The sequence below is a fragment of the Pseudomonas sp. JS3066 genome, from assembly GCF_036328175.1.
Lineage (GTDB): Bacteria > Pseudomonadota > Gammaproteobacteria > Pseudomonadales > Pseudomonadaceae > Metapseudomonas.
The window spans coordinates 4,125,232-4,141,946 of sequence record NZ_CP143312.1 but is presented as its reverse complement, the minus strand read 5'-3'; the positions used below and the strand labels follow the sequence as shown (position 1 = coordinate 4,141,946).

Annotated in this window: 15 protein-coding genes and 1 tRNA gene; 12 read left to right on the top strand and 4 right to left on the bottom strand. The window is 63.8% G+C overall.

The annotated features are described in order from the left end of the window. Positions 1 to 30 precede the first annotated feature (30 nt). The 8 genes from tolR (at position 31) to SA496_RS19440 (ending at position 5,865) form a co-directional block, all read left to right on the top strand. Complete coding sequence (tolR, locus tag SA496_RS19475) at positions 31 to 489, top strand: protein TolR (RefSeq protein WP_120654949.1); 459 nt, start codon at positions 31 to 33, stop codon at positions 487 to 489. After that, the gene (gene tolA, locus SA496_RS19470; protein WP_330114332.1) at positions 489 to 1,526 is read left to right on the top strand and encodes a cell envelope integrity protein TolA; all 1,038 of its coding nucleotides are present in this window, start codon (positions 489 to 491) and stop codon (positions 1,524 to 1,526) included. Before tolR ends, tolA begins: the two co-directional genes overlap by 1 nt. Then, positions 1,523 to 2,827, top strand: coding sequence for a Tol-Pal system beta propeller repeat protein TolB (tolB, locus tag SA496_RS19465; RefSeq protein WP_330114331.1), 1,305 nt, complete (start codon positions 1,523 to 1,525; stop codon positions 2,825 to 2,827). Before tolA ends, tolB begins: the two co-directional genes overlap by 4 nt. 57 nt (positions 2,828 to 2,884) lie before the next feature. After that, positions 2,885 to 3,382, top strand: a complete 498-nt coding sequence (gene pal, locus SA496_RS19460) for a peptidoglycan-associated lipoprotein Pal (protein ID WP_028627602.1) — start codon at positions 2,885 to 2,887, stop codon at positions 3,380 to 3,382. Between the two features lie 6 nt (positions 3,383 to 3,388). Beyond that, on the top strand, positions 3,389 to 4,213 hold the full coding sequence (ybgF, locus tag SA496_RS19455; RefSeq protein WP_330114330.1) for a tol-pal system protein YbgF: 825 nt from the start codon (positions 3,389 to 3,391) through the stop codon (positions 4,211 to 4,213). Positions 4,214 to 4,338: 125 nt separating this feature from the next. Further along, positions 4,339 to 4,986, top strand: coding sequence for a 7-carboxy-7-deazaguanine synthase QueE (queE, locus tag SA496_RS19450; protein ID WP_120655375.1), 648 nt, complete (start codon positions 4,339 to 4,341; stop codon positions 4,984 to 4,986). A 70-nt stretch (positions 4,987 to 5,056) separates the two neighbouring features. Beyond that, positions 5,057 to 5,731, top strand: coding sequence for a 7-cyano-7-deazaguanine synthase QueC (gene queC, locus SA496_RS19445; protein WP_330114329.1), 675 nt, complete (start codon positions 5,057 to 5,059; stop codon positions 5,729 to 5,731). 58 nt (positions 5,732 to 5,789) lie between these two features. Beyond that, positions 5,790 to 5,865: transfer RNA gene (locus SA496_RS19440), tRNA-Lys, on the top strand. A 136-nt stretch (positions 5,866 to 6,001) separates the two neighbouring features. On the opposite strand, the gene SA496_RS19435 is transcribed toward SA496_RS19440, so the two are convergent. From SA496_RS19435 to SA496_RS19425, 3 genes are all read right to left on the bottom strand, one after another. After that, positions 6,002 to 7,585, bottom strand: a complete 1,584-nt coding sequence (locus SA496_RS19435; RefSeq protein ID WP_330114328.1) for an aldehyde dehydrogenase (NADP(+)) — start codon at positions 7,583 to 7,585, stop codon at positions 6,002 to 6,004. A 185-nt stretch (positions 7,586 to 7,770) separates the two neighbouring features. After that, entirely contained in the window at positions 7,771 to 9,555 is a 1,785-nt protein-coding gene (locus SA496_RS19430) for an IlvD/Edd family dehydratase (RefSeq protein ID WP_153920896.1), read from the bottom strand. Positions 9,556 to 9,602: 47 nt separating this feature from the next. Then, positions 9,603 to 10,784 (bottom strand): fumarylacetoacetate hydrolase family protein, encoded by a 1,182-nt coding sequence (locus SA496_RS19425; protein ID WP_330114327.1) that lies wholly within the window; start codon positions 10,782 to 10,784, stop codon positions 9,603 to 9,605. Positions 10,785 to 10,913: 129 nt separating this feature from the next. On the opposite strand from SA496_RS19425, the gene SA496_RS19420 reads away from it, so the two are divergent. The 3 genes from SA496_RS19420 (at position 10,914) to nadA (ending at position 14,793) form a co-directional block, all read left to right on the top strand. Next, positions 10,914 to 11,864, top strand: a complete 951-nt coding sequence (locus SA496_RS19420) for a LysR family transcriptional regulator (RefSeq protein ID WP_120654957.1) — start codon at positions 10,914 to 10,916, stop codon at positions 11,862 to 11,864. Between the two features lie 242 nt (positions 11,865 to 12,106). Beyond that, on the top strand, positions 12,107 to 13,504 hold the full coding sequence (locus tag SA496_RS19415) for an MFS transporter (RefSeq protein ID WP_330114326.1): 1,398 nt from the start codon (positions 12,107 to 12,109) through the stop codon (positions 13,502 to 13,504). A 230-nt stretch (positions 13,505 to 13,734) separates the two neighbouring features. Next, complete coding sequence (gene nadA, locus SA496_RS19410) at positions 13,735 to 14,793, top strand: quinolinate synthase NadA (protein WP_120654959.1); 1,059 nt, start codon at positions 13,735 to 13,737, stop codon at positions 14,791 to 14,793. Positions 14,794 to 14,868: 75 nt separating this feature from the next. Here the strand turns inward: nadA and SA496_RS19405 are convergent, their stop codons facing one another. Beyond that, positions 14,869 to 16,302 (bottom strand): M48 family metalloprotease, encoded by a 1,434-nt coding sequence (locus SA496_RS19405; protein WP_120654960.1) that lies wholly within the window; start codon positions 16,300 to 16,302, stop codon positions 14,869 to 14,871. 156 nt (positions 16,303 to 16,458) lie between these two features. Here SA496_RS19405 and SA496_RS19400 point away from each other — a divergent pair, with 156 nt between their 5' ends. Continuing rightward, positions 16,459 to 16,710 (top strand): sulfurtransferase TusA family protein, encoded by a 252-nt coding sequence (locus SA496_RS19400; protein ID WP_120654961.1) that lies wholly within the window; start codon positions 16,459 to 16,461, stop codon positions 16,708 to 16,710. Positions 16,711 to 16,715 lie beyond the last annotated feature (5 nt).

The following is a 16,715-nucleotide window of genomic DNA, read 5'->3' as shown; positions in this document are numbered from 1 at the left end:
CCGGGTCCCTGATAGGAAAGGTTTCAAGTCATGGCCAGAGTCCGCCACAAACGCAAACCGGTCGCCGAGATGAACGTCGTGCCTTACATCGACGTCATGCTCGTGTTGCTGGTGATTTTCATGGTCACCGCGCCCATGCTCAACCAGGGCGTAAAGGTCGACCTGCCGAAGGTTTCCAGCGAGGCCCTGCCGCAGGACAACAATGCCCGTGTCCTGACGATCTCGATCAAGGCCGACAAGTCCTACTACTGGAACATGGGCGAAGAAGTACAGACCGACCAGACCCGCAAGAGCGAGACCTCGGTCTCTCTGGATGCTCTGGTTCAGGCAGCCTCCGGCATCATGGCCGAGAACAGCCGCCAGGGTAAGACGGTCCAGGTATTCGTCCGTGGCGACAAAACGGTCGACTACGGCGCCGTGATGGCCGTGATGGGCGGCCTGCAGAAGGCCGGCGTGGCCAACGTCGGGCTGATCACCGAGGCGCCCTGATGCAGCAGCAGAGCGAACGCTCCTCCTCGGAAAGTTACTTCTGGCCGACCGTCTGGGCTGTGTCTCTGCACGTCCTGATGTTCGGCATGTTGTTCGTCAGCTTCGCCTTCACTCCGGAACTGCCTCCGTCCCGTCCGATTGTCCAGGCCACTCTGTACCAGCTCAAATCCCAGAGTCAGGCCACTACCCAGACCAACCAGAAGATCGCCGGCGAGGCCAAAAAGACTTCTGCGCCGCAGTTCGAAGCCGAGCAGATGGAGCAGAAGAAGGCCGAGGAGCAGAAGGTAGCGGCGGCCAAGGCCGCGGAACAAAAGAAAGCTGACGAAGCTCGAAAGGCCGAAGAGGCGGAACAGAAAGCTGAGGAAGCCAAGCAGGCGGCCGAAGCCAAGAAGGCTGATGAAGCGAAGAAGGCCGAAGAGAAGAAACAGGCCGATTTCGCCAAGAAAAAAGCCGAAGAGGAAGCCAAGAAAAAGGCGGCCGAAGAAGCGAAGAAGAAAGCCGCTGAAGAGGCCAAGAAAAAGGCTGCGGAAGAGGCGAAGAAGAAGGCGGCAGCCGAGGCAGCGAAGAAGAAGGCCGCCGAGGATGCCAAGAAGAAAGCGACCGCTGACGCCGCGAAGAAGAAAGCGGCCGAGGAAGCCAAACGCAAGGCCACCGAGGACAAGAAGGCCGCCGCTCTGGCCGAGTTGTTGTCCGAGGAAGTGGGCCGCCAGCAAGCGTTGGCCGACGAAGTCGGCGACCAGGTAGCAGGCAGCCTCGACGATTTGATCATCAAACTGGTCAGTGAGCAGTGGCGCCGTCCGCCATCGGCACGTAACGGCATGAGCGTAGAGGTACTGATCGAGATGCTGCCCGATGGCACCATTACCAACGCCAGCGTCACCCGCTCCAGCGGTGATTCGCCCTTTGACAGCTCGGCCGTGAGTGCGGTGCGCAGCGTGGGGCGCATCCCCGAGATGCAACAATTGGATCGCGCTACCTTTGACCAGATGTACAGGCAGCGCCGCATCATCTTCAAACCGGAGGATTTAGGTCTGTGAATACCCTCATTCGTATCGTCCTGGTCGGGGTGGCCATGCTGGTCGGCTCCGTCCAGGCCGCCGACCCGCTGGTAATCACCAGTGGTACCGACCGGGCGACCCCGATTGCCGTAGTACCCTTTGGCTGGCAGGGCGGTACCGTGCTACCCACTGAAATCTCAGAGGTGGTCGGCAACGACCTGCGCAACTCGGGCTATTTCGAGCCGATCCCGCGCCAGAACATGATCAGCCTGCCGACCCAGGCCAGCGAAGTGATCTACCGCGACTGGAAGGCCCTTGGCGCCCAGTACGTGCTGGTAGGCAGCGTCGTCCCGTCCGGCGGCCGTCTGCAGGTGCAGTTCGCCCTGTTCAACGTAACCACCGAGCAACAGGTCATGGCCGGCAACGTCAGCGGCTCGACCGACCAGCTGCGTGACATGGCGCACTACATCGCCGACCAGTCGTTCGAGAAACTCACCGGCATCAAGGGTGCGTTCTCCACCCGCATGCTCTACGTGACCGCCGAGCGTTTCTCGGTGAACAACACCCGCTACACCCTGCAGCGTTCCGACTACGACGGCCAGCGTGCGGTGACCCTGCTGCAGTCCCGCGAGCCCATCCTGTCGCCGCGCTATGCGCCTGATGGTCGCCGTATCGCCTACGTGTCCTTCGAGCAGCGTCGTCCGCGTATCTTCGTCCAGCACATCGACACCGGTCGCCGCGAGCAGATCACCAACTTCGAAGGCCTGAACGGTGCGCCTGCATGGTCTCCTGAGGGCAGTCGCCTGGCGTTCGTGCTGTCCCGCGATGGCAACCCGGAGATCTACGTGATGGACCTTGGCAGTCGCCAGATGCGTCGCGTGACCAACAACATGGCCATCGACACCGAACCGTTCTGGGGCGCGGACGGCCAGACCATCTATTTCACCTCGGATCGCGCCGGCAAGCCGCAGATCTACAAGGCCAACATCAATGGCGGCGAACCGCAGCGCGTGACCTTCGTGGGCAACTACAACGCCAACCCGAAGCTCTCGGCTGACGAGAAGATGCTAGTGATGATCCATCGTCAGGATGGCTTCACCAACTTCAAGGTGGCTGCCCAGGATCTGACCCGCTCGGGCAGTGCTCCGCGCATCCTTTCCGGCACCACGCTGGACGACTCGCCCACTGTTGCGCCTAATGGCACCATGCTAATCTACGCAACTCGCCAGCAGGGGGGCGGCGTGCTGATGCTCGTGTCTACAAACGGGCGCGTACGAGTCCCGATTCCCACAGTTCAGGGCGACATTCGCGAACCTTCTTGGTCGCCGTACCTGAACTGAAGCGGTCTTTAAAAATACCTTTGCTAAACACACCTGGGGTTCATTAGGAGTTACATGATGGAAATGCTGAAATTCGGCAAATTTGCCGCTCTCGCTCTGGCCATGGCCGTAGCTGTTGGTTGCTCGTCCAAAGGCGGCGAAGGCACCGGTGAAGGCGCTGTTGACCCGAACGCTGGCTACAACGCCGGTGGCAGCGGTGTAGACGGCAGCATGAGCGAAGAAGCCGCTCTGCGCGCTATCACCACCTTCTACTTCGAGTACGACAGCTCCGACCTGAAGCCGGAAGCCATGCGCGCTCTGGACGTACACGCCAAGGACCTGAAAGCCAACGGCAACCGCGTTGTCCTTGAAGGCCACACCGACGAGCGCGGTACCCGCGAGTACAACATGGCTCTGGGTGAGCGTCGTGCCAAGGCCGTTCAGCGCTACCTGGTTCTGCAGGGCGTTTCCCCGGCTCAGGCTGAGCTGGTTTCCTACGGCGAAGAGCGTCCGGTTGCCACTGGCAACGACGAGCAGTCCTGGGCGCAAAACCGCCGCGTAGAACTGCGTAAGTAATTCGCTATGCGCAAGTCCAGTCGTGCTCTGACCATCCTGGCCCTCTCCAGCCTGCCGTTCGCGGCTCTGGCTGAGGTTCCCGTTGTGGATAACGACGCCGGTTACGGTGGCAGTTACCCTCCGGCCGGTTACGGCACGACTGGTGCCGCCTACGCAGGGACCGGGGCCCCCGCGGCCCCTGTCTCTGCGCAGGGCGAGCTGTTCATGCAGCTGCAGCAAATGCAGGAAGAGATCGCTCGCCTGCGCGGCATGCTCGAAGAGCAGCAGTACGAAATCCAGCGCCTGAAACAGGAAAGCCTGGAGCGATACCAGGATCTTGATCGCCGTCTTTCCGGTGGTGCCGCAGCCGGCGCGCCGGTATCTCCGAATTCCCCTGCCGCTGGCGCACCTGCAGCCAACGGCGCCCCAGCCGCCCCGCCGCAGCAACCGGCTGCCAGCAGCGAACCGGGCGACCCTGCGAAGGAAAAGCTCTACTACGACGCTGCCTTCGACCTGATCAAAGCAAAGGATTTCGACAAGGCCAGCCAGGCCTTCACCGCTTTCCTGCGCAAGTATCCGAACAGCCAATATGCTGGCAACGCACAGTACTGGCTGGGCGAGGTAAACCTCGCCAAGGGCGACCTGCAAGGCGCTAGCCAGGCTTTTGCCCGCGTTGGCCAGGCTTATCCACAGCACCCGAAAGTGCCGGACTCCATGTATAAGCTGGCGGATGTTGAGCAGCGCCTGGGTAACACCGACAAGGCTAAGACCATTCTCCAGCAGGTCGTCAGCCAGTTCCCTGGCAGCTCGGCCGCCCAGTTGGCCCAGCGCGACCTGCAGCGCCTGCCCTGAGGTTCTGCCTCCGGATCACGAAAACCCGCGCCAGCCGCGGGTTTTTTCGTTAGAATCGCCGCCCCAAACCTTCATTCCCGCAACGGAGGCGGATGGCCTGTTTCGCCGTCACGCCCGTGGCTGATATGCATCAAACCCTGCGAATTACCGAGATTTTCTACTCGTTGCAGGGGGAAACACGTACCGCCGGCTTGCCGACGGTCTTCGTGCGCCTGACCGGCTGCCCCCTGCGTTGTCAGTACTGCGACACCGCCTACGCCTTCAATGGCGGTGAGATCATGACGCTCGACGCCATCCTCGAACGCGTCGCCGCCTACAAGCCGCGCTATATCTGCGTCACCGGTGGTGAGCCGCTTGCCCAGCCGAATTGCATCCCGCTGCTGCAGCATTTGTGCGACGCCGGCTATGAGGTGTCCATCGAGACCAGCGGTGCGCTCGATGTCTCCGCTGTGGATCCTCGAGTGAGCAAGGTCGTTGATCTCAAGACTCCGGGCTCGGCGGAAGTCGGTCGTAACCGCTACGAAAACATTGCCCACCTCACGGCAAATGATCAGGTGAAGTTCGTCATCTGCTCCCGCGAGGACTATGACTGGGCGGTGTCCAAGCTGATCGAGTACCGCCTCGACCAGCGCGCCGGTGAGGTGCTGTTCTCTCCTAGTCACAAGGAGGTGAGTGCCCGCGACCTGGCGGACTGGATCGTCGCCGACAACCTGCCAGTGCGCCTGCAGCTGCAGTTGCACAAAATCCTCTGGAACGACGAACCGGGTCACTGATCCGGCTCCATTGCGCACCTTGCCTCCCAGCGCCTTGCGTGCGGGGTAGGCCGATTTCGAGGGATATCCCATGAGCGAGAAAAAAGCGGTCATCCTGCTGTCCGGGGGCCTGGATTCGGCCACCGTAGTCGCGCTGGCCCGCGCCGAAGGCTATGCCTGTTACACCATGAGCTTCGACTACGGCCAGCGGCATCGCGCCGAGCTGAGCGCAGCCGAGCGCGTCGCCCGCCAGTTGGGCGTGGTGGAGCACAAGGTGATCGGTCTCAATCTGAATGGAATTGGTGGCTCGGCCCTGACGGACGCCTCAATCGACGTGCCTGAAAGCCCGACCGAAGGTATTCCAGTGACCTATGTGCCGGCGCGCAATACCGTGTTCCTGTCGCTGGCACTGGGTTGGGCCGAGGTGCTGGGCGCGCGCGACATCTTCATCGGTGTCAACGCAGTCGACTATTCCGGCTACCCGGATTGCCGCCCCGAATTCGTCGAAGCGTTCGAGCGCATGGCCAACCTGGCCACTAAGGCTGGTGTGGAAGGCAATGGATTCCGAATCCAGGCGCCGCTACAGAACCTGAGCAAGGCCGACATCGTCCGTGCTGGGCTACGTCATGGCGTGGACTACGGGTTAACGGTGTCTTGCTACCAGGCTGACGACGACGGCCGCGCCTGCGGCAAGTGCGACAGCTGCCGGCTGCGTGCGGCAGGCTTCACCGCTGCCGGTGTTGAGGATCCGACCCGCTACCAGTAATTTTTTTCACGAGGGGTGTTGAATTCCTGAATAAAATCAGTATCATGCGCCTCGCGTTGGGTCGTTAGCTCAGTCGGTAGAGCAGTTGGCTTTTAACCAATTGGTCGTAGGTTCGAATCCTACACGACCCACCATCTCCAAAAGCCCGCCTTGAAAAAGGCGGGCTTTTACGTTTCCGCCTCCCAGTATTCGCCCCCGCCCATTGCTCTCGTTCGCTCCCGGCGGCACCGATGCCGCGCCGTTGCCAGCGCGGCATAGAGCAGCAAGGGCTTAGTTCAGCGCGTCGCGGCTGTAGACGCCATCCACCAGGCGCAGGATGCCCAGCGGGTTGGCGTCCCGCAGGGCCTCGGGCAGGACATCGTCCGGATAGTTCTGGTAGCACACCGGGCGCAGGAATCGGTTGATTGCCAAGGTACCCACCGAGGTGCCACGGGCATCCGAAGTCGCCGGGTAGGGGCCACCATGCACCATCGCGTCGCAGACCTCGACACCGGTCGGGTAGCCGTTGAGCAGTACGCGCCCGGCCTTCTCTTCCAGCAAGCCGATCAGCTCGCGGTAGGCCAGCAGGTCGTCCCGTTCGGCGATCAGGGTGGCTGTTAGTTGCCCGTGCATGCTCCGCAGCGCGCGGGTCAGTTCGTCGCGGTCGGCGACCTCCACCACAATGGTGGTCGGGCCGAACACCTCCTCCTGCAGCAGGGGGTCGCCGCGCAGCAGCATGTCCACATCCGCCTTGAACAGTTGGGGTACGCCCTGTTGGCCGTTCTGCTCGGTACCGGCCAGATGGCTGACCTGTGCGTTGGCGTGCAGGCGGGCGACGCCGGCGGCGTAGCTGCGCAGGGTGCCGGGGTTGAGCATGGTCTGCGCCGGTTGCGTGGCGATGGCGTCCCCCAGTTGGGCCAGGAAGTCGCTGAACGCCGCCGAGCGGATGCCCAGGACCAGGCCGGGGTTGGTGCAGAACTGGCCGCAGCCTAGCGCCACCGAAGCCGCCAGTTCCCTGGCCACGGTCGCGCCGCGTGCCTGCAGCGCGCCGGGCAGTACCACCACCGGGTTGACGCTGGACATCTCCGCGAACACCGGGATCGGTTGCGGGCGTGCGGCCGCCAGATCGCACAAGGCCCGGCCACCTTTGAGCGAGCCAGTGAAGCCGACGGCCTGGATGGCCGGATGCCGGACCAGCGCTTCGCCCACGCCGGAGCCGAAAATCATGTTGAACACACCTTTCGGCATATCAGTCTTTTGCGCCGCGCGAATGATGGCATCGGCAACGCATTCGGCGGTCGCCATGTGCCCACTGTGCGCCTTGAACACCACCGGGCAACCGGCGGCCAGGGCCGAAGCGGTGTCGCCGCCGGCAGTGGAGAAGGCCAGGGGGAAGTTGCTCGCGCCGAACACGGCGACCGGACCAACGCCGATCTGATACTGGCGCAAGTCCGGACGGGGCAGTGGCTGACGCTCGGGCTGCGCGCGGTCAATACGCGCCCCGAGGAAGTCGCCGCGCCTTAGCACCTTGGCGAACAGACGCATCTGGCCACTGGTGCGGCCACGCTCACCCAGGATACGCGCCGTCGACAGTGCGGTTTCGCGGGTCACCAGGGCGATGAACTCGTCGCCCAGGGCGTCCAGCTCGTCAGCGATGGCGTCGAGGAATTCGGCGCGGCGCACTGCCGACAGATTGCGGAACCTCGGATAGGCGGCCGCCGCAGCCTCGGCGGCGGCGTCAACTTCCTCCGGGGTGGCCTGGATGAAGCGGTAGGGCAGCGCCTGGCCGGTGCCCGCGTCGAGGCTATGGTGGGTGATGTCGCCTGCGGCTCGGCGGGCACCGCCGATGTAGTTGTGGCCAATCAGATTGAGCATGGGGTTCTCCTGCCCGGGGGCGAGGTTGGGATCGAAGGGAGGCCCCGGCCGTGTGGGCCGAGGCATGGCAGCCGTCGAATGCGGCGCCCAGACTAGTCCAGATGAAAAAGCGCCCGTCCCCCTCGTAGGGGGAGGGGCGTGCCTGCGGTTGGTCGGGTGCGAGAGGGAGGGGTTGCCTCCCGACCTCAATGGGAGTGACGCGGTTCGCCGTTGCTGGTGATCACCTTCATGTACAGGGTCGCCGGCTCCAGGCAGCCGCCGGTGGACAGCTGGCCGACCATCTGCCGGTAGATCTCCTGCCAGGGCGTTTGCGACGGCGGCATGCTGGGTTTGCTGTTCTGCCGACGACGCTCCAGTTCACCCGCGTCCACCAGCAGTTCGACCCGGCGGGCGTTGAGGTCGATGTGCAGTCGGTCGTCGGTTTGCAGCAGGGCGAGGCCGCCGCCGACCGCCGCTTCCGGCGACATGTTGAGGATCGAGGGGCTGGCCGAGGTACCGCTCTGACGTCCGTCGCCCAGGCAGGGCAGGGAGGTGACGCCGCGTTTGATCAGTTCTGCCGGCGGATCCATGTTGACCACCTCGGCGCTGCCGGGGTAGCCCACTGTGCCGGCGCCGCGGATCACCAGGATGCAGCGCTCGTCGATGTCCAGGGCCGGGTCGTCGATGCGCGCGTGGTAGTCCTCCGGTCCTTCGAAGACGATGGCCCGCGCCTCGAAGCTGTTCTCCGCGCCGGGGGTGGACAGGTAGGTCTTTCGGAACGCCTCGCCCACCACCGACATTTTCATGATGGCGTTATCGAAGAAGTTGCCGCCCAGCACGATGAAGCCGGCGCCGTGCTTGAGGGGCGCCTCGTAGGGCAGGATCACGTCGGCGTTGCTGGTGGCGGCGTCGCGGACTATCTCACCGATGCGCTTGCCGCTGACCGTGTTGCAGGCCTCATGCAGGCGTCCGGCTTTCTGCAATTCGTGCATCACCGCCGGCACGCCACCGGCGCGGTGGAAGCCTTCGCCCAGGTACTTACCCGCCGGCATGCAGTTGACCAGTAGCGGCACATCGACGCCGACGCGTTGCCAGTCATCCAGCGTCAGCTCCACACCCATATGTCGCGCGATGGCGATCAGGTGCGGCGGGCAGTTGCTCGAGGCGCCCAGGGCCGAGGCCACGGCTATGGCGTTCTCGAAAGCTTCGCGGGTCATGATCTGCGACGGTCGCACGTCCTGCAGGACCAGGTCACAGATGCGCTTGCCGGTGGCGTAGGCCATCTGCCCACGCTCGCGATAGGGTGCCGGGATGCTGGCGCAACCAGGTAGCGACATGCCCAAGGCCTCGGCCAGGGCGTTCATCGACAGGGCCGTGCCCATGGTGTTGCAGTGCCCCACCGAGGGGGACGCCGCGGTGGTCATTTCCATGAAACCTTCGTAGTCGATTTCCCCCGCCGCCAGCAGCTTGCGGGCATGCCAGAGCACGGTGCCCGAGCCGATCAGCTCGCCCTTGTGGTGGCCGTCGAGCATAGGGCCGCCGGAGAGCACGATGGCCGGCAGGTCGGTGGTGGCCGCCGCCATCAGGCAGGCTGGGGTGGTCTTGTCGCAACCGGTGGTCAGCACCACACCGTCCAGTGGGTAGCCGTGGAGGATTTCCACCAGGCCCAGGTAGGCCAGGTTGCGGTCCAGGGCCGCGGTTGGCCGGCGGCTCTGCTCGGCGATCGGATGCACCGGGAATTCCATGGGAATGCCGCCCGCATCGCGGATGCCGGCCTTGACCCGCTGCGCCAGCTCCAGGTGGTGGCGGTTGCAGGGCGCCAGGTCGCTGCCGGTCTGGGCGATGCCGATGATTGGGCGGCCGGACTGCAGCTCGTCACGGGTCAGCCCGTAGTTCATGTAGCGCTCGACGTAGAGCGCGGTCATATCGGCGTGGGCCGGGTCGTCGAACCATTGCTGGCTGCGCAGGCGGCGTACGGTAGTCGATGTCATGGGCGTTGCTCTCTTGTTCTGGTGGGGCGGCCGGCGCGGAGCTGGGATCAGCGTGGCAGCAGTCCGCGTGCGGTCAGGTTGCGCATCAGGGCGCCGAGGCCGAAGGTCCAGGGCCGGGCTGCGTCGCTGTGGGTCACTTCGTTGTGCAGTCCGCCCAGCAGCGGGCTGCTGATGCTGACGCGGTCACCGGGCTTGTGGGTGAAGCCGGCGCCAGGGTGGTCACGGTCCTCGGTGGGTGCGAACAGCGTGCCGAGGAACAGCATGAAGCCGTCAGGATACTGGTGATTGCGATTCACGGTCTGCGCCACCAGCTCCAGCGGATCGCGGCTGATCTGCTCCATCGAGCTGGAACCGCGCAGCTGATAACCATCGAGCCCCTGGACTTCCAGGTCCACCACACAGCGGCGCACCGCATCCAGGTCGAAACCTTCGTCGAACAGGCGGATGAAGGGCCCGATGGCGCAGGAGGCGTTGTTGTCCTTGGCCTTGCTCAACAGCAGGGCGCTACGTCCCTCGAAGTCCCGCAGGTTGACATCGTTGCCCAGGGTGGCGCCGTGGATCTGGCCACGGCTGTTGACCGCCAGTACCACCTCGGGTTCCGGGTTGTTCCATTGCGAATGCGGGTGGACGCCGATCAGGCTGGCGCTGCCCACGGCGGCGAGGACAGGCGCCTTGGTGAAAATCTCGGCGTCCGGGCCGATGCCGACTTCCAGGTACTGCGACCACATGCCCCGCTCGATGAGCACTTCCTTCAGGCGTTGCGCCTGCTCGGAGCCTGGCCGGATCGAACGCAGGTTGTCGCCGATCACCTCGCGCACCACCGCCCGCACCCCTTCGGCCAGGGCCGCATCGCCACCGGCTTTTTCCTCGATCACCCGTTCCACCATGCTGGCGGCGAAGGTCACGCCGGCGGCCTTGATCACCTGCAGATCCAGAGGGGCCAGCAGGTGGGGTTTTTCCGGGTCGGCATCCGCGCCGCTATTGGCCAACAGCTCCTCGATGCTGGTCAGGAAGGTGCCGGGGGTCTGGCGCAATGCCTGCAGCGGTACGTCCAGCTCCAGCAGCTCGCTGAGGGTGGCGAAACGTCCGGACAGGTCGAAGACGCCATCGGCGCGCAGCACGATGGGCGAGGGGCCTGGCACCGGACCGGGAATCCAGGCGCGGCCAACCAGGGTGGCGGACAGGCCATCGACGGGCAGGGTGTTCGCAGGCGTGAGGCGGATCGACATGGTGAAAGCTTCCTGATGCGTGAAGCCTGCACGCTAGGTGGTGGCGTAGATAAACTCCAATGGCATATTCTCAATATTCGATAACCGTTGGTTATTGGGTAGTCCCATTCATCCCATCGTGGAAGCACCATGTCGGACCTGTCGTTCTCGACCTTCTGCAGCTGGCTCAAGTTCAGGCACCTGGTGCTCATCGATACCCTGGGTCGGACCCGCAACATGCACCTGGCCGCCCAGCAGATGAGCCTCAGCCAGCCGGCCCTGAGCAAGATGCTCAAGGAAATCGAAAGCCTGCTGGGCTTCGCCGTCTTCGAGCGCCAGCCGCGCAGCATGACGCCCACCGCGCTGGGCGAGCAGGTGCTGCGCTACGCCCAGCTGGCGTTGAACGACGCTCGCAGCTTCGTCGAGCAGATCAACAACCTGAGTTCCGGCGGCCACGGCCACCTGAAGGTCGGGGCCATCTTCGCCGCCACCGCAGTGGTGCTGCCGGAGGCCATAGTGCAGATCAAACAGCGCTGGCCCCTGCTGGCGATAGAAGTGGTGGAGCAGACCAGCGATCACCTGATGGAAATGCTCGAGGAGCACACCCTGGACCTGGCCATCGGTCGGTTCACCGAGCAGGGCCAGCAGCGGCGCTACGATTTCCGCGCCCTGGCGCCGGAGCCGTTCTCCATCGTGGTCAACAGCCGCCATCCGCTCTGCGAGGCTGGGCCCATGTCCCTGCAGGAGCTGGTGGAATGGCCCTGGATTCTCTATCCCAAGGGCACGCCGATCCGTGGGCGCATGGAGGATGCCTTCGCCAAGGCCCAGGTCGCCGAGCCGCGCAACACCATCGAAACCATCTCCATGCAGACCTTCCTCCAGGTCCTGCAGAGCGGCCCGATGATCGGCATGTTGCCCCGCGTGATGGTGGAGCCGCACCTCAGGAGCGGTTCGTTGAAAACCCTGGACACTCCGCTGTACCTGGCGCCCCAGGATTACGGCATTCTCACCCGCAAGGGCGAGCCGCTGGTGGGGCGCGCCCTGGAGTTCGCCGAGATCCTGCTGGAGAACGCCCGCCGTACGCAGGTAGCCCAAGACTAAAATCAATAACCCTGCGTTATCGATTAATCCAAAAATGCCATTGGGATTGCATCGATCGGTCACCTAGATTAGCGGCCATCGCTTTCGATTGGTCAGAACGCCCGCCTGTCCACGCCGTCCGCTGCACGCCACGCCTCCCGTGGGCAGGGCAGCGCCAGGGCGATCAGCGCAGGTGAAATGCGCAATCGGCGACCCTGTTAATAACAACAATCAGGCATGTCACGTGCCTAAGGGTTAGCACAATGCAAAGAGTCCCAGAACACTCGCACGCCCCCGTTGGCGCTCCTGACCTCGCCAGCGAGGACCGGCTCTATCGCAAGGTCATCCTGCGTACGCTGCCCATCCTGCTGTTGTGCTACATCGCGGCCTATCTCGATCGGGTCAATATCGGATTCGCCAAGCTCGACATGCTCGGCGACCTGCAATTCAGCAATACCGTCTATGCCCTCGGCGCCAGCGTGTTCTTCTGGGGCTATTTCATCTTCGAAGTTCCCAGCAACCTGCTGCTGCATCGCTTCGGCGCGCGCTTCTGGATCACCCGGATCATGATTACGTGGGCCGTGGTGTCGATGGCCGTGGCCTTCACAGCGCCCCTGGCGGCGTTCTTCCACGTCGAGGCCAGCACCATGTTCTATGTGCTGCGCTTCCTGCTCGGTATCTGCGAAGCCGGCTTCTTCCCCGGGGTCATCCTCTATCTCAACTACTGGTTCCCGACCCACCGGCAGAGCCGGGTGATGTCCGGCTTCCTGATCGCCCTGCCCATCAGCCTGACCCTGGGCGGCGTGCTATCGGGCTGGCTGATGACCTCCATGAATGGTGTGCACGGCCTGTCCGGTTGGCAGTGGATGCTGCTCATAGAAGGCCTGCCGTCGATCGTCATGGCCGTGGTGGTGTTCACCTTCCTCTGCGACGGTATCGATTCGGCCAAGTGGCTGTCGGCCGCCGAAAAGGCCGTGCTCAAGGCCAACCTCAAGCAGGACGACCAGGGCAAGGCCTCACGCCTGGGCGAGGTGTTCTTCAACCCGCGCGTCTGGCTGCTGGTACTGATCCTGCTGACCTTCAATACCGGCTTCTACGGCTTGGCGTTCTGGATGCCGTCGATCATCAAGAGCACCGGCGTTGCCAACACCCTGCACATCGGCCTGCTTACCGCCATTCCCTATGGTGTGGCGCTGGTGGCGATGCTGCTCAACGCCCGGCACTCCAACCGCACCGGCGAGCGCCGGCTGCACGCGGCGATTCCGGCCTTCATCGGCGGCACCGGGCTGATCCTCAGCGCCGTGTTCGCCCACAGCCCGGTGCTCTCGGTGCTGTTCCTCACCGTGGCCGCCTCGGGCATCCTCAGCCTGATGCCGATCTACTGGACCTTGCCGGGCAGCGTGCTTTCCGGTGTCGCCGCAGCCGCCGGCATCGGCATGATCAACGCCTTCGGCAACCTGTCCGGCTTCACCGGCTCGATGATCACCGCCATGGCGGAATCCCTGACCGGCGACATCAACAACGGCACCTACGTCCTGGCCCTGTGCCTGTTCGTCAGCGGTGGCCTGATCCTGGCGATTCCCGCCAGCATGCTCGGCAGGTCCGCCGAACGCCGGCCCGCATGCCAGACGGAAGGGGATATGGCGGTGAGCCAAGCATGAGCCCTGGGGCTCGCCACTGACCACAAGGCCCGCCTCCAGGCGGGCCTTTGCGTTTCTCCAGGGGGGCGGCTGTCCGCCCAGGGCCGGCTACGACAGACAGACGGCGCTTGCCAGCGTTGTGCCGACGCCGCCAAATCTGCGTTATTATCCGCCGCCCTCCCGTGGCCCTTTGGCTGTATAGGCGGATGTATAATTGTTTTCGCGCCATCGCGCTCGCAGGTTCAGCTCCCATGACACAGCTTTCCGAACGCTTTCTGGTCCAGGCCCATCTTGCCGCCAAGCAGCCCAAGCCGCTGACGGCCGAGGAGGAGGCGCACTACCGTGCCGCCATTGCTGCTGAGCTGAAGGCCAGGGACGCGGTACTGGTCGCGCACTATTACTGCGATCCGGTGATCCAGGCGCTGGCTGAGGAAACCGGTGGTTGCGTCTCCGACTCCCTGGAGATGGCCCGCTTCGGCAACCAGCATTCGGCGCAGACCGTGGTGGTTGCCGGCGTGCGCTTCATGGGCGAGACCGCGAAGATTCTCAACCCGGAAAAACGCGTGCTGATGCCGACCCTGGAGGCCACCTGCTCCCTCGACCTGGGTTGCCCGGTGGACGAGTTCTCGGCGTTCTGTGACCAGCATCCCGAGCGCACCGTGGTGGTCTACGCCAATACCTCGGCCGCGGTGAAGGCACGTGCCGATTGGGTGGTGACTTCCAGTTGTGCGCTGGAGATCGTCGAGAGCCTGATGGACAACGGCGAAACGATCATTTGGGCACCGGACCAGCACCTGGGCCGATACATACAGCGTGAAACCGGTGCCGACATGCTGCTCTGGGATGGTGCCTGTATCGTTCACGAAGAGTTCAAGGCCAAGCAGCTACAGGATATGAAGGCGCTGTATCCGGATGCAGCGGTGCTGGTGCACCCTGAATCCCCTGAAGCGGTGATCGAGCTGGCCGACGCGGTCGGTTCCACCAGCCAACTGATCAAAGCGGCGCAGACCCTGCCGAACAAGATGTTCATCGTCGCAACCGATCGCGGCATCTTCTACAAGATGCAGCAGCTGTGCCCGGACAAGCAGTTCATCGAGGCCCCCACAGCTGGCAATGGCGCGGCCTGCCGCAGTTGCGCCCACTGCCCGTGGATGGCCATGAACACCCTGGAGCGCACCCTGCAATGCCTGCGCGAAGGCACGAACGAAATCTTCGTCGATCCGGCCTTGGTTCCGAAGGCGATCAAACCGCTCAAGCGAATGTTGGACTTCACCCAGGCTGCACGAATGAAACAGGCCGGTAACGCCTGATTCCTCTCCATGAAAAAGCCCGGACTCGTCCGGGCTTTTTTGTATCTGGGCTGAGCCTGGGGCTTGATGCGGCGATCAGCGCATCATCTGTTTAAGCATCCTCTGTTGCTCAGCCAGTTCCTGCTGGCGGGCGTCTATGCGTGCGGCAAGCGGGAAGTTGCCACTGGCGCGACGCTTGGCGAAGTCCAACTGCTCGATCGCCTGATCGTAGTCGCCCACCAGGGCGAAGAATTCGGCGCGGGCCTGGTGCAGGCCAATGGTATTGCCGGCCAGGCCACGCACTTCCGCCACCTGGTACCACACATCCGGATCGTTCGGCCGGCTCTTGAGCAGGCCGTCGAGCACCTTCTCGGCGTCCTTCGGTTTGTTCTGCTTGATCAGCAGGTCGCTACGCATCTGTTTCAGCGGGTAGTTATTGGGGTATTGCGCGAGCAGGCGGTCGACGCGCTGTTGGGCATCAGGCAATCGATTGGCGGTGATGTCGAGGTCGACCTGAGCCAGGTTGTAGACGATCTCGTTCGGCGCCTTGGCCAGGAGCGGCGCCAGGTTGTCGCGAGCCTGATTGAGCTGTCCACCCTTGATCTGGGCGATCGCCAGGCCGTAGCGGGCTGCGTCCAGCTTCGGGTCTTCGTCGAGCTGGGCGCGGAAGCGCTTGGCAGCGATGCCCGGGGTCTCCTCGAACATGAGTTGCACGCGAGCGCGCATCAGCTGGTAGCGCAGGCTGTTCTCGACGCCCCCCGGCGGCAACTGTTCGGCGCGGTTGCGCGTGTCGGCGATACGATTCTCGGTCACCGGGTGGGTGAGGAGGAATTCCGGCGGTTTGGCGTCATAGCGGTACTGACGCATCAGGCGTTCGAACATGCGTGGCATGGCGCGCGGGTCGTAGCCAGCCTTTTCCAGATTGAGCAGACCGATGCGGTCGGCCTCCTGTTCGTTCTGCCGGGAGAAGCGGCGTTGTTCCTGAATGGCAGCGGCCTGTGTGCCCATGATCGCGGCCATGCCGGCATCGCCAGCGCCGGCTGCGGCGGCAACGATGCCCGCGAGCATCGCAGCCATCACCGGAATCTGCATGCGCTGTTGGGCCTCTACGCCACGGGCGAAGTGGCGTTGCGACAAGTGCGCCAATTCGTGCGCCAGTACCGAGGCGTACTCGGCTTCGGTAGGGGCGTAGAGGAAGAGACCGCCGTTGACACCGATGATCCCGCCGGGGGCGGCGAAGGCGTTCAACTGCGGGCTATTGAGCAGGACGAACTCCAGGCGGCGGTCCTGCAACTGGCTGGTTTCGGCCAGGCGATAGACGCTGGTCTCCACGTAGTCTTTAAGCTGCGGGTCATTGAGTTGCGGCACTTGGCCACGCAGCAGACTCAGCCAGGCGCGGCCGAGTTGATGTTCCTGTTCCGGAGAGACGATCGAAGAGCTGGAGTCCCCCAGCGACGGCAGGTCGTCGGCCATGAGGGGGGGAGCGAGAAAACAGGCAAGCGTCAGCAGAGTGGGGCGCAGAAGATTCATGCACTGGGCTCGTTGGCGGCAAAGGCCTAACTGTAGCCTCCGGCGCTGCTGGCTGGCCAGCGGAGCTCTGCCTTCTGTATCCTAACCGCCCGCTCAAGTATTCCCGCCCCGCGACCTTCCCGAGCGACCCGCCAGGCGCCCTTCCGGAGACTCACCATGACTGACGCTGCCAGTCGAACCGATGATTTCGACGTCGAACTGGATGCCAGTGGCCTGAACTGCCCCTTGCCCCTGCTCAAGGCCAAGCTCGAGCTCAATCGCCTGAACAGCGGAGCGGTGCTCAAGGTGATCGCTACCGACGCTGGTTCCCAGCGCGATTTCCGCGCCTTCGCACAATTGGCCGGGCACCAGTTGCTGCGTGAAGAGGTCGAAGACGGCGTATTCCGCTACTGGTTGCGCAAGGCCTGACCACG